At 62.5% G+C, this 12,433-nt stretch carries 10 protein-coding genes; 4 read left to right on the forward strand and 6 right to left on the reverse strand.

Going from position 1 to position 12,433, the window contains the following annotated elements; genetic code table 11:
- Positions 1 to 2: 2 nt before the first annotated feature.
- The 5 genes from galE to AARI_RS17890 form a co-directional block, all read right to left on the reverse strand.
- The gene (galE, locus tag AARI_RS17870; RefSeq protein WP_013350638.1) at positions 3 to 962 is read right to left on the reverse strand and encodes a UDP-glucose 4-epimerase GalE; all 960 of its coding nucleotides are present in this window, start codon (positions 960 to 962) and stop codon (positions 3 to 5) included.
- Entirely contained in the window at positions 959 to 2,155 is a 1,197-nt protein-coding gene (gene galK / locus AARI_RS17875) for a galactokinase (protein WP_013350639.1), read from the reverse strand. Before galK ends, galE begins: the two co-directional genes overlap by 4 nt.
- Positions 2,152 to 3,267, reverse strand: a complete 1,116-nt coding sequence (galT, locus tag AARI_RS17880; RefSeq protein WP_013350640.1) for a galactose-1-phosphate uridylyltransferase — start codon at positions 3,265 to 3,267, stop codon at positions 2,152 to 2,154. Before galT ends, galK begins: the two co-directional genes overlap by 4 nt.
- Positions 3,264 to 4,055, reverse strand: a complete 792-nt coding sequence (locus AARI_RS17885) for a DeoR/GlpR family DNA-binding transcription regulator (protein WP_013350641.1) — start codon at positions 4,053 to 4,055, stop codon at positions 3,264 to 3,266. Before AARI_RS17885 ends, galT begins: the two co-directional genes overlap by 4 nt.
- 288 nt (positions 4,056 to 4,343) lie before the next feature.
- Positions 4,344 to 4,946, reverse strand: a complete 603-nt coding sequence (locus tag AARI_RS17890; RefSeq protein WP_013350642.1) for a TetR/AcrR family transcriptional regulator — start codon at positions 4,944 to 4,946, stop codon at positions 4,344 to 4,346.
- Positions 4,947 to 5,127: 181 nt separating this feature from the next.
- Here AARI_RS17890 and AARI_RS17895 point away from each other — a divergent pair, with 181 nt between their 5' ends.
- From AARI_RS17895 to AARI_RS17910, 4 genes are read left to right on the forward strand one after another with little or no spacing between them, the layout of a single operon-like run.
- Complete coding sequence (locus AARI_RS17895; RefSeq protein WP_013350643.1) at positions 5,128 to 6,468, forward strand: ABC transporter substrate-binding protein; 1,341 nt, start codon at positions 5,128 to 5,130, stop codon at positions 6,466 to 6,468.
- Positions 6,465 to 7,397, forward strand: a complete 933-nt coding sequence (locus AARI_RS17900) for a carbohydrate ABC transporter permease (RefSeq protein ID WP_013350644.1) — start codon at positions 6,465 to 6,467, stop codon at positions 7,395 to 7,397. The genes AARI_RS17895 and AARI_RS17900 overlap by 4 nt, the downstream gene beginning before the upstream one ends.
- The gene (locus AARI_RS17905) at positions 7,394 to 8,269 is read left to right on the forward strand and encodes a carbohydrate ABC transporter permease (RefSeq protein WP_013350645.1); all 876 of its coding nucleotides are present in this window, start codon (positions 7,394 to 7,396) and stop codon (positions 8,267 to 8,269) included. The genes AARI_RS17900 and AARI_RS17905 overlap by 4 nt, the downstream gene beginning before the upstream one ends.
- A complete protein-coding gene (locus tag AARI_RS17910) occupies positions 8,266 to 11,394 on the forward strand; it encodes a glycoside hydrolase family 2 TIM barrel-domain containing protein (RefSeq protein ID WP_013350646.1) in 3,129 nt (1,042 codons plus the stop codon). The genes AARI_RS17905 and AARI_RS17910 overlap by 4 nt, the downstream gene beginning before the upstream one ends.
- A gap of 21 nt (positions 11,395 to 11,415) precedes the next feature.
- Here the strand turns inward: AARI_RS17910 and AARI_RS17915 are convergent, their stop codons facing one another.
- On the reverse strand, positions 11,416 to 12,399 hold the full coding sequence (locus AARI_RS17915; RefSeq protein ID WP_013350647.1) for an aldose 1-epimerase family protein: 984 nt from the start codon (positions 12,397 to 12,399) through the stop codon (positions 11,416 to 11,418).
- Positions 12,400 to 12,433: the final 34 nt, after the last annotated feature.

Here is a 12,433-nt window from a genome sequence, read left to right on the forward strand (position 1 = left end):
CGTCAGCGGCGGGCCGAAGCCTTCCACGCGCTGTGCACCATCTGCTCAAGGCTATGGCGCATCTTCCAGTCCAGGTCGCGGGCGGCCAATGTGCCATCGGCAACGATGCGCGCCGGATCCCCGGGGCGGCGGGCCTCTTCGAGGGCGCTGAACTCGATGCCGGTCACCTTGGCCACCGCGTCCATGATCTGGCGCACCGAAACGCCATCGCCGGAACCCAGGTTGTAGACCGGCTCCAGCGGCGCATCCGCCTCAAGCTTCTTCGCGGCCTCGACATGGGCCAGCGCGAGGTCTGCCACGTGCACATAATCGCGCACGCAGGTGCCATCGGCAGTGCCGTAGTCGGTGCCGAAGATCTTCGGAGTCTTCCCCGCATTCAATGCCTGGAAGACCAGCGGGAACAGGTTGTGCGGGCTGGCGTCGTAGAGCTCGTCGCTGCCCGAACCGACCACATTGAAGTAGCGCAGCGAGGTGTGCTTCAGCCCGGCGGCAACGCCCTGATCACGAATCAGCCATTCGCCCACCAGCTTGCTCTGCCCGTACGGGGATTCGGGGAAGGTGCCGGTGGCTTCGGTAACCAGGTCCTCATTCGGGGTGCCGTATACGGCGGCCGAAGAAGAGAAGACCATATTGTGCACGCGGGAGCTCTCCATGGCTTCCAGCAGATGCGCGGTGCCCGTGACGTTCTGCTCGAAGGCCAGCAACGGGTGCTTCACCGATTCGCCCGCGTACTTGTAGCCGGCCAGGTGGATGACCCCGGAAACGTCATGGCGCTTCATGATTTCCACGAGCTTTTCGGTCTGCAGGATGTTCAGCTGGTAGAACGGAACCTGATCGGGCACGAAGCCGCGCACGCCACTGGCCATCGAGTCCACGACCACCGGGTCAAGGCCCGCAGCGGACAGCGAGCGAACCACATGCGATCCGATATACCCGGCTCCGCCGGTCACTAGCCAACTCATGCTTTTCCTGCTCCCTCGTCTGCGATCACGGTGAAAATAGCCGGTTCAACATAGCCGGCCTGGTCAAATGCTTCACGCACCGCCTGGCTAACCTTATCGATGTGCTCGCGCTTGATCAATGCGATGGCGCTGCCGCCAAAACCTCCACCGGTCATGCGCGCGCCAATGGCTCCGGCGGCCATCGCAGCTTCCACGGCAACGTCCAGTTCCTCACTGGAGATCTCATAGTCATCGCGCATGGATTCGTGGGACTGGTACAGCAGTTTGCCCACGGCGTCCAGGTCCCCTTCGCGCAGTGCGAAGACGGTGTCCAGCACGCGGCGGTTCTCGGTCACGATGTGCATGGCCCTCCGCTTGGCTACCGGATCCTCGATGGCTTCAAGCTCGGCCACGACGGTGACTTCGCGCAGCGACTGGACTTCCAAGGCGGCGGCGGCCTGCTCGCAGCTGGCTCGCCGGGCGGCGTACCCGCCATCAACATGCGAATGCTCCACCCGGGTGTCCATCACCAGCACCACCGCATCGTGCTGTGCCAGCGGCAGTGGCACCGCCTGGGTTTCCATGGAACGGCAGTCCAGGAACAGGGCGTGCTGGGCGTGGGACATCAGCGAGGCGCTCTGGTCCATGATGCCTGTCGGGGCGCCGACGAACTCATTCTCGGCGCGCTGGGTCAACTGCGCCATCTGCACCTTGGACAGGCCCAACTCGTAGAGGTCATCCAACGCCACGATGGTTGCCACTTCCAGGGCGTGCGAGGAGGACAGTCCCGAACCCACCGGAACATCGGAGTCCACCAGCAGCTGGATCCCGCCGAGTTCCACCCCTTCGAGCTGGTTCAGCGCCCAGAGCACGGCCGCCGGGTACGCTGCCCAGCCGGGAACCGCGCGCGGCACCAGCTCATCGAAGGTGATGGAGGTGATCGGCGGGTGTTCCCCTGACCCGTAGGTAGACGCAAAATCCAGTGTCTGGCGATCCGCGTCAAGCTGCGTCTTGCGGCGCACAGCCACCAGCGCATTCTTGTCGATGGCGAAGGGCAGCACAAAACCCATGTTGTAGTCGGTGTGCTCGCCGATCAGGTTAACCCGTCCCGGGGCGCGCCAGATGCCTTCTGGCTGGTGCCCGTAGATCTTGGCGAACTTCTGGTGCAAAGCGGCCATGCGCTGCGTGGTTTCCTTGGAGTTGCTGATGCTCATGGCATGACCTCGCGCAGTCGTGCCGCGGTCTGCTCGGCTGGAACGTCGTTGATGAATGCACCCATGGCCGCTTCGGAGCCGGCCAGGAACTTGAGCTTGTCGGCGGCCCGGCGCGGGCTGGTCAGCTGCAGGTGCAGGCGGGAAGCTTCACGTTCCTTGCCTGCCACCGGCGCCTGGTGCCAGGCGGAAATGTACGGGGTGGGAGTCTCATAGAGGGCATCGAATCCGCGCAACAGATCGCGGTACATCACGGCCAGCTCGTCTTTCTCCGCCTCATTGAGCGCGGCAAAGTCCGGCACGTGGCGATGCGGCACCAGGTGCGCTTCCAACGGCCAGCGTGCAGCGAAGGGCACGAACACGGAGAAGTGCTCGCCGGCAGCAACCATGCGCGTACCTTCCTTGCGTTCGAAGTCCAGGATCTCGCCCATCAGGGTGCGTCCGGTCTTCTCCAGGTGGCCCACCGCTTGGGCGGCCATCTTGGTGGCGGTCGGGGTCAGGTAGGGGTAGGCGTAGATCTGTCCGTGCGGGTGGTGCAGGGTCACGCCGATATCCTGGCCTCGGTTCTCGAATGGGAACACCTGGGCAATGCCTTCCATCGCCGACAGGGCCGCGGTACGCTGCGCCCACGCGTCGATGACGGTGCGCGCCCGGGCATCATCCAGCGAGGCGAAGGAACCCTCGTGCTCCGGGGTGAACACCACGACTTCGCAGCGGCCATAGGCCGGGGCAGGAACCTGCACCGGAGCAGCGGCCGGGATCCGGCCCAGATCCGGTCCCAGCGAGGGGAAGCGGTTCTCGAAAACCACCACGTGGAAATCCTCGGCCGGAATTTCGCTGTGGCGGCCCTGGGTACTAGGGCACAGCGGGCATTCTTCCTTGGGCGGAAGGTAGGTGCGCGACTGCCGGTGGGCCGCGACGGCTACCCAGTCTCCGGTCAACCGGTCGTAGCGCAGCTGTCCAGGTTCCCCACGCGGATCCAGCGCCCTGGCGTCGGGTGCCGGTTCGGGGGCGATGGCATTGGCATCGGCGAAGAAGATCGCCTCGCGGCCATCGGCCAGGTGATGGACCCGGTGTGATATCAGGCCAGAAGGGATCCTGCCGGTAACGCTCATGATTCGACCACCTTTTCAATTTTCAAGTTCTCGATGTGCTGGCGGAGTTCCTCGACGGCCGTCTCGTCCAAGCCGTCGTCGCTGACGAGTGTGTCGATTTCGTGCAATGGAGCACTGGAGTACAAACCGGCCAAGCACCATTTGCTGGAATCCGCGACGACCACGCGGCTGTCACAGCGTTCCAGGAAAAGTCGATTGACTTCCACCTCGAGCATGTTCGGTGTCGTGATTCCGTCCTGGACGCTGAACCCGTGGACCCCCATGAAGCATCGGTCGACGTGCAGTGTCCGCAGGGCCGCAGTGGCCAGTGGACCGACCAACGCGTCGGATACCGTTCGCAGGCCACCGGTGAGCTGCACGGTCTGGCCTGCAGCCGGGGCATCTTGTAGGAGGTCGGCGATGCGCGGAGAGTTGGTCACAATCGTGAGGCCGGGGACTGCCCGCAGCAGACGGGCCACCTCATAGGTCGTAGTCCCCGACGTAAGGGAGATGGACATTCCTGGTTCAACCATTTGCGCCGCCGCACGGGCAATGGCCGCCTTCTGCGGCAACTGCAGAGTTGACTTGCGCTGGAATCCCGGCTCTTCAGCAGACGCAGATTCCTGGAGCAGTGCGCCTCCGTGGACCTTATGCAATTCGCCGTCCTTGACCAGGCGGTCCAGGTCACGGCGCACTGTCATGTGCGAAACGCCAAATTCCTCAGCCAACTGGGCTACCTTGACGGCACCGTTGGCACGAACTCTATCCAGAATCCGCCGTCGACGCTGGGTTGGGAAGTTCTCGCTCATCGGGACTCCTTGGCAGACAGGTTGAAATAACACGCTTCGTAAAGCGATACATCCCTAATTCAAACACACTCAAACATATTTGAACACATTTGAACATATTTTCAACCAGACCCGTCCACTTGCCGGGCAGCCCGAGAACGTAGATATCAGCCCCGGAAATACTTCGGGACCATCGCTCCGGCGTGCCGCTGCAAGTGCTTCGCCCTGCTTGCGCCAAGTCCGCGCGCAGTGGGGAGCTGGATTTTCGCGCGGCTACGGCGCCCCGGAGCCAATTTCGGCAAACACCCCTCATGATTCAGGCAAAATGACCAGGTCCAGATACGCCTTGAGGGTGCCAGCCATGTCAACATCGTCGGGAGACAAGAGCCACTGCACTTGGATCCCGTCCCACAGGGCCAGCAGCGACGCTCCCGCCACATGCGGGTCCACCCCGGGGCGCAGCCGACCAATGCTCTTCATGAATTCGAATTCAGCGCCGTACTCGCCGCGCAAGCGCTCGAAGCGGGCCTCGAAATACGAGCGCGCCGGATGATCGGAAGTGGTTGATTCCCCGCAAAGGGCTGCGTAGAGCTCGATCAACTCCGCGGCACCCTCGTTGAATTGCGCTTGCTCGACAATGGACTGGGCAAAGCACTCACCAGTGCCCGGCGTGCCGTCGGTGACGGCGTCGCGGCGCTTGAGAGCGGCAATGAGAAGTTCCTGCTTGTTCGGATAGTGGTGCAAAACGCTGGTTTGGCTCATGCCTGCCGCGTCGGCAACATCCTGCACAGTTCCGCCGCGATACCCCCGCGCGCCGAATACCTGGAGGGCAGCCTGGGCGATCTGTTCCCTTCGGGCTGCAGATTTGGCATATGGACCGCGCCGGCGGCGGCCGGATTCATTGCTCGTCACAGTTACTCAGTGTAGGTAGGCCCAGCAGTATTCGAAAATGATGCATCGGCCTAGCAAGCCAGCATGATCGGCAAACAAGAAATTTGACCAAAACTGAGTAATCACTCTATTTTTGCAGTAACCTATTTCACATGCCCTCGTCCCGGGCACCATAAAGAAAACTACTTTTAAGTGAGCACGGATGCCATTGACAACAAGACGCCGCCTTCTCAAGGCCGGCCTGGGCGCCGCCGCCCTGGGCGTAATGACTGCATGCGGCACCGCAGGCCCCCGGTCTGCAGATGCCATGCCAACCATTGCGCCGGCCGCCCCAGGAGAAAAAGTCAGGCTGACATATTGGAGCTGGCTCAAGGATATCCAGCGAGTCGCAGATGCTTTCAACGCCATGCATCCGAATATCCATGTTGAGGCGGTTTGGATCCCCAGTGGAAATCAAGGCGGATACCCAAAGCTCTACTCTGCTCTCGCAGCAGGCGGAGGACCCGATCTGGCCCAAATCGAATTCCGCACCCTCCCGGAGTTCATGCTCGTCAATGGCGTCGTGGATCTCGCGGCGTACGGTGCGCAGCAGTACGCTCACCGATATGATCCGTCACTGTGGGGCCAGGTCAGTTTTCCCAACGGAATATTCGGCATGCCTCAGGATTCCGGGCCGATGGCAATGTTCTACCAGCCAGAAACTCTGGACAAAGTCGGCGCCGTCGCCCCGGAAACATGGGCGCAATGGGCCGAGATCGGGTCAGAACTGCGTCAAGCCAACAGCTACATCGACTGCTTCTCCCTCAGTGATGCCTCCTACTTCGTGTCCTACGCGGCACAAGCAGGAGCCCAATGGCTTCGGCCATCCGACGACGGCTGGGTCATTAATATGACCGACGACGCAACACTGGAAGTCGCCAGGTTCTTCGACCGGGCCATCGACGAAGATGTCGTAACTACCGCGATCTCGCCCTTCAGCCCGTCTTGGTATGCTGCGGCTGCATCCGGCCAGCTCGCCTCTGTCACCAGTGGGAACTGGGCTGATGCGCTTGTCAGCTCTGTCGCTGGCGGACAGGGCAAATGGAGGGTCGCATCGATGCCGAAGTGGACCCCGGGCGGATACGGCTCCAGCTACCTGGGCGGATCGACGGTTGCGGTTCTGGCTAATAGCCGCCATCCGCATGAGGCCTTGGAGTTCGCCGCCTGGATGACGTCCACGGAAGCCGGGATCAGCAACGAAATCGCGCACAGCGGCATTGGCTGGTCACCGGTTCCGGGCATCATCGGCGAGTCGCGCGAAGGCCCCTCCGAATTCTTCGGCGGGCAATCGTACAACAAGCAAGTCATTGTCCCAGCCAGCAAATCGCAGAATCCCAATTGGAGCTGGTGGCCGGTCACCCAGCAATCCTTCAATATCCTTTCCGACGGATTCCGCCGGAAAGCCGCCGGAACCAGCTTGGTCGATTCGGTGGTATCCGCAGAGCAGGAAATCATTGCGGCATTCCGCAACAAGGGCCTGAAGATCCGCAAGGAGGCATCATGAGCACGCCGACCATCACCCGAGGCACCCGGAGAAAACGTGGTCCCTCACCAAGCAGGTTTGAGCTCGCCCCGTGGCTGTTGCTCGCGCCTTTCCTCGCGCTCTTCACCCTGACTTTCATCTTGCCCATCATTGCAGCCATACAAGCCAGCTTCACCCGTATCACACGGCGCGGATTGTTCGGAGAAGCCGGCGTGCACAGCGAATTCGCTGGATTCGGCAATTACGCGCAAGCCCTGGGAGACGAAGCCTTCGTTGCTTCGATTGGCCGCATGATCGTGTTCGGCATCGTGCAGGTTCCCATCATGATCCTTCTTTGCACGGTCCTGGCTCTGCTGCTTGAGTCGGCGAGCGCCAAATGGCCGGCCTTTTTCCGGGCGGCGTACTTCCTGCCCTACGGCGTGCCGGGGGTCATTGCCACTATCCTCTGGTCATTCCTCTATGTTCCCGGCCTGAGCCCGATCATCGATGCCGCCTCAGCCGTCGGCTTGGAAGTCGATTTCCTCGGGCCACAGAGCATCTTGTGGTCCATCGCCAACATCGTGACATGGAGCTACACGGGCTACAACATGCTGATCGTCATCGCGCAGCTCAAGGCAATTCCCGGCGAGATCTACGAAGCCGCACGCTTGGACGGGGCGGGTCCACTGCGTGTGGCATGGCATATCCAGCTGCCGCTCATCAGCCCGGCACTGGTCTTGACCACGGTCTTCTCCATCATTGGCACCTTGCAGCTTTTCGCCGAAGCGCAAGTTCTCATGAGTGTCGCACCCGCCATCGACAGCCAATACACCCCTAACCTTTCCGCCTACACAACCGCGTTCGCCTACAACGACTACAATGTTGCGGCTGCGCAATCCGTTCTCATTGCCTTGGCCGCATTCGCGCTCTCATTCGCCTTCCTGCGCCTGACCAATAGGAAGTCCTCATGACTCTGATCCGCCGCCAGTCCTTCGAAAAGCCCTCCTCTTCAAAACCAGCGGCTCTGATTGTCACGGCCTTGCTGACCATAGCCGCATTGTATTTCCTGGTCCCGGTCTACTGGGTCGTCGTTGCAGCAACGAAAACGACCCAGGACTTGTTTAGCACAAATGGTTTCCTCCTCTCCGGTGACTTCGTCCTATGGAAAAATCTGGGCCAGGTTCTGGCCTATGACGGCGGAATTTTCCTGCGCTGGTTCATGAACTCGTTGCTATACGCGGGGGCAGGGGCGCTGATTGCCGCTTACCTTGCTGCAGCTGGCGGATACGCCCTGGCCAAGTACCGTTTCCGCGGAAGCAATCTGGTCTTCGGTGTGGTCTTGGGAGGCGTTCTCGTGCCTGGAACCGCAACCGCCTTGCCCCTATTCCTGTTGTTCAGCGAAATGGGGCTGTCCAATACCTATTGGAGTGTCCTGCTGCCATCATTGGTGTCCCCGTTCGGCCTGTTCCTCTGCCGCGTTTACGCTTCCAGCACCGTGGATAGCGCGTTACTCGAAGCCGCGCGCCTGGATGGCGCAAGCGAACTGCGGATCTTCCACACGATAGGACTCAGAGTCCTGTCCCCTGCTCTGGTGACGGTATTCCTGTTCCAGCTTGTCGGAATCTGGAATAACTATTTCCTTCCCCTGGTGATGCTGTCCGATTCGGATCTCTATCCAATTACCCTGGGCCTGAACACCTGGCTGGGACAGGTTGACCGCCTGCCAGAATTCTACGAGCTGACCACCGGCGGCGTCTTGCTGTCCACTATTCCCTTGGCCATTGCCATGATCGTCCTGCAGCGCTTCTGGCGCGGGGGCCTGACCGAAGGATCCGTTAAATGACTTCCCCAACAGCCTATCTGTCCGATACCGCCCCGGGCGGAGGCCGGCGCCTGCCGGCAACGTCCTGGACCCACAGTGATGCCCCTGAACTGAGCCTCGATGGACAGTGGAAGTTCCGCTGGCTCCCTGGCGTACCGGGCACGCCCGGAGGGCGCGGACTGCTGCCGGCAGGCGAGCTTCCCGAGTCCATGGCAGATGCTGGCTATGACGACTCGAGCTGGGACAGCATCGCAGTCCCTGGGCACTGGGTATTGCAGGCCGATGGCGCCTACGGACGCCCTTCGTACACGAACGTCCAATTTCCCTTCCCTTGCGACCCGCCCTATCCACCGGATGAGAATCCTACCGGCGACTACCGGCGGACCTTCGAAGTGCCCCAGAGCTGGACTTCTGGAATGGAGCGGCTGGTGCTGCGCTTCGACGGCGTTGAATCCCGATACAAGGTATGGGTCAATGGGCAAATGATTGGCTGGGGTACCGGTAGCCGCCTTGCCCAGGAATTCGATGTGAGCTCGGCCGTAGCCGCCGGTGAAAATACAATCGTTGTCCGCGTGCACCAATTCTCCGCTTCGAGCTACGTCGAGGACCAGGACCAGTGGTGGCTCCCGGGAATTTTCCGATCGGTAACGCTCAAGGCCCGTCCGCACGGCAGCATTGACGACCTCTGGATAAAAACCGGCTATTCCTCCGGTACCGGAATCATTACACCGGAAATCATGGCTGCTGACGATGCGTTCCCGCTACGTTTCGTTGTTCCCGAACTGGAAATCGACGAAGTGTGGCAAAGCCGCGAGGATATCCGAGAGGTGGAAGTGCCCGCCGTTTCCCCATGGAGCGCTGAGCGGCCAAAACTCTATGGAGCAACCGTTTCCAGCACTGGCGAGACCATCAGCCTGCGGCTAGGTTTCCGCACGGTAAGAATTGCAGGCGACCAGTTCTTGGTCAACGATCGCAAAGTGGTCTTCAACGGGGTGAACAGGCATGAAACCCACCCGCTCCTCGGCCGGGCGTTCGATGAGCAATTCGCACGAGAAGACCTGATGCTAATGAAGCGCTTCAATGTCAACGCCATTCGCACCAGCCACTATCCGCCGCATCCGCGGCTCCTGGACTTGGCCGACGAGCTCGGTTTCTGGGTCATACTCGAAAACGATCTGGAAACCCACGGATTTGAACGTCACGGCTGGCAGGGCAATCCCAGTGACGACCCGGCCTGGCGAAGTGCCTATCTTGATCGGATGGAGCGGACTTTCGAACGGGACAAGAACCATCCCTCAATCATCATGTGGTCGCTTGGCAACGAGTCCGGCACCGGGGCCAACCTTGCCGCGATGTCCGCATGGATCCATGCGCGGGATAGCAGCCGCCCGGTGCATTATGAAGGCGACTACACCGGAGAATACACCGATGTGTATTCGCGAATGTACGCTTCGTTCCCCGAAGTGCAGACAATTGGAGAGGACCGGATGACCGCTCCGCTGCTGGGATGCACCACCGCAGAGGCCGCGCGCCAGCGGACCAGGCCCTTCCTGTTGTGCGAGTATGCGCACGCCATGGGCAATGGGCCCGGAGGATTGCAACGGTATGCGGATCTGGTGGACCGCTATCCCCGGTTGCATGGAGGCTTCGTCTGGGAATGGCGTGACCACGGGCTGCAGGCCAGCACACCGGATGGCAAGAGCTTCTATGCTTACGGCGGCGATTTCGGCGAGGAGCTCCACGATGGCACCTTCGTCATGGACGGACTGGTCCTCTCCGATTCCACTGCCTCACCGGGGCTCCATGAGTTCAAGCATGTAGTCGCCCCGATCAAGTTCTCCCTGTCCTCCGTGGACGGGCACCGGGTGCGCTTGGGCATCCGGAATGACCGCCACAGTGCCGACAGCGGCGACCTCGCATTCAGCTGGCGCTTGGAAGCGGCCGGGCGTCCGGTCGCTAGTGCAGAATTCTTGGTATCCGGCTCTGACGACGCGCTGGAAGCTGGCGAAACTGCCACGGTTGAACTCGCCTTGCCGTACCCCCTGCCCGCAGGCGAAAACTGGTTAACCGTGGAGGCGCGGCTGGCCGAGGATGCAGCGTGGGCGGCCGCGGGCCATGAGGTGGCCAGCGCCCAATGGCCGATAGCTGCTCCATCCACCGCAATGCCGGGGCCGCGACCCGCACGGTTGCCCTCTTCGGCTGATGCGGGCGGAGCATCGATCCCTCTGGACAATGGCCGGATGCAGCTTGGTGCCGCAGTTTTTGCCGAGGGCAAGCTCATGGAGTTGGCCGGGCAGCCGGTGCATGGGCCGCGGCTGGAGTTGTTCCGCGCACCCACCGACAATGACCGTGGCGCACACTTCGGCAGCTATAACCATTCTGATCCCTGGCAGGAAGATGAGCACGGAGTCCCGGGCAATGGAGAACCCGGTCCGTCAAATGCGGACCTCTGGACGGCGGCCGGATTGGACCGGCTGAAGGCGCGGGTGCTCAGTGTCGCTACCGGTCCGGGCCGTGTGCAGGTGGCGACCAGGTATTCAGCAGCGGACCAGGCCTGCTCCATCCGAGTCGACGAGCAATGGAGCCTGGACGAGTCCGGCCTGTGGCTTCGCATCGATATGGTTCCAAGCCGAGGCTGGACATCGGTGTGGCCCCGATTCGGCGTGCGTTTCCAGCTGGGCAAGGAGGTCGATTCGGCATCCTGGTACGGCTTGGGCCCGCACGAATCCTACCCGGACAGCCGTCTGGCGGCACGAGTAGGCCGCTACAGTGCAAGCATTGACGATTTGCCGGTCGAATACGCACGTCCGCAGGAAACAGGGCACCGCAGCGATTTGCGCGAATTGGAGCTCGGCGTGGGCGGTGCGCCGTGGCTGCGCATCGAGGCCTGGCCCGACGGATTGGACCGCCGCCCCGGTTTCACGCTCAGCCGCCACACGGCACAGCAGCTTGCCGGCGCTGCCCATCCGCACGAGCTGCCGGAACCAACCAACTCCTGGCTGTACCTGGATGCGGCCCAGCATGGCGTAGGTTCCCGGGCCTGTGGTCCCGATGTCTGGCCGGAAGACGCGCTGCGCCCCGAGGCGCGCTCCTTGCTCCTGCGGATCACCGGATTGACAGGGAACGAAACCTCGCGGAGCGGGTAGCGCCGCGAACTTCCCTGCCGCTCATCGCGGCTGGACCGGGCCAATCAGCCAGCTGGCTTCATGGCTGGCGCCCGGGGCCAGCGCGATGACGTCCTGGCCGGAGTTGAAGCCGCCGGGCGGGCAGGTCATCGGCTCGATGGCCAGCCCGGTGCGGTCAAGCGCCGGATCATCGCGGTCTGCGGTGTGGATCTGGACCCACGGGCAGGCTTCGTCCCAGGTGATCTGCGACCCGAGGCCCTTGGTGTCGGTGATCGACGCGCTGAACAAGCCGTCCGCGCCGGCGGCCAACCCGGTGTAGGCATGATCGATGAAGAGGTCCCCGATCGGCTTCGGGGTGCGGAAATCCAGCTCGGTGCCGGACACCTCCACCACTTCCTTCGGCAGCAGGCGCGCGCCGTCGGTGAGCTGCACCTTGCCGGCTGGCAGGGTGAAAGTCCATTCATCCGCCTTCTTGCCCGGTGCGACCAGGTAGGCGTGCGAACCCCAGGCGAAGGGCGCGGTGCCCTGCCCGAGGTTGGTGGCGGTGGCGATGGTGCGCAGCCCGCCGGCTTCCAGCCGGTAGTCGATCACCAGCTGCACCTCATAGGGGTAGCCGGGGTTCGGGACGATCACGGTGCGCAACTGGGCGGAGCTGCCGCGGCGCCCGGTGATCTCGAAGGCGGTATCGGCCACCATGCCGTGCAGCGCGTGGCCGCGCTCCGGCTCGGTGATCGGCAACTGCAGCTCCTGGCCTTCCCAGTGGTAGGCCCCGTCGATCACCCGGTTGGGCCAGGGGGCCAGGATGGCGCCGGAGAACACCGGGCGCGCGCCATGCGGATCGAAGGCGCGCACCAGCGGGCGGCCACCGTAGTCCAGGGACACCAGTGTGGCGCCCACCGTGGCCAGCTGCGCGGTGAAGCCGTGGGCTCGCAGCGTGAGCACCGTTCCGTTGGCGGTGTCCTGTTGCGGCATTGCTTGGCGATCCATTTCGTTATCCTTCTGCTGTGCTGGGAAACCATCGGGCATGGGCGGGCCCTCCCGCCATCGCGTGCGGGAGGGC

This window comes from Glutamicibacter arilaitensis Re117, assembly GCF_000197735.1.
GTDB lineage: Bacteria > Actinomycetota > Actinomycetes > Actinomycetales > Micrococcaceae > Glutamicibacter > Glutamicibacter arilaitensis.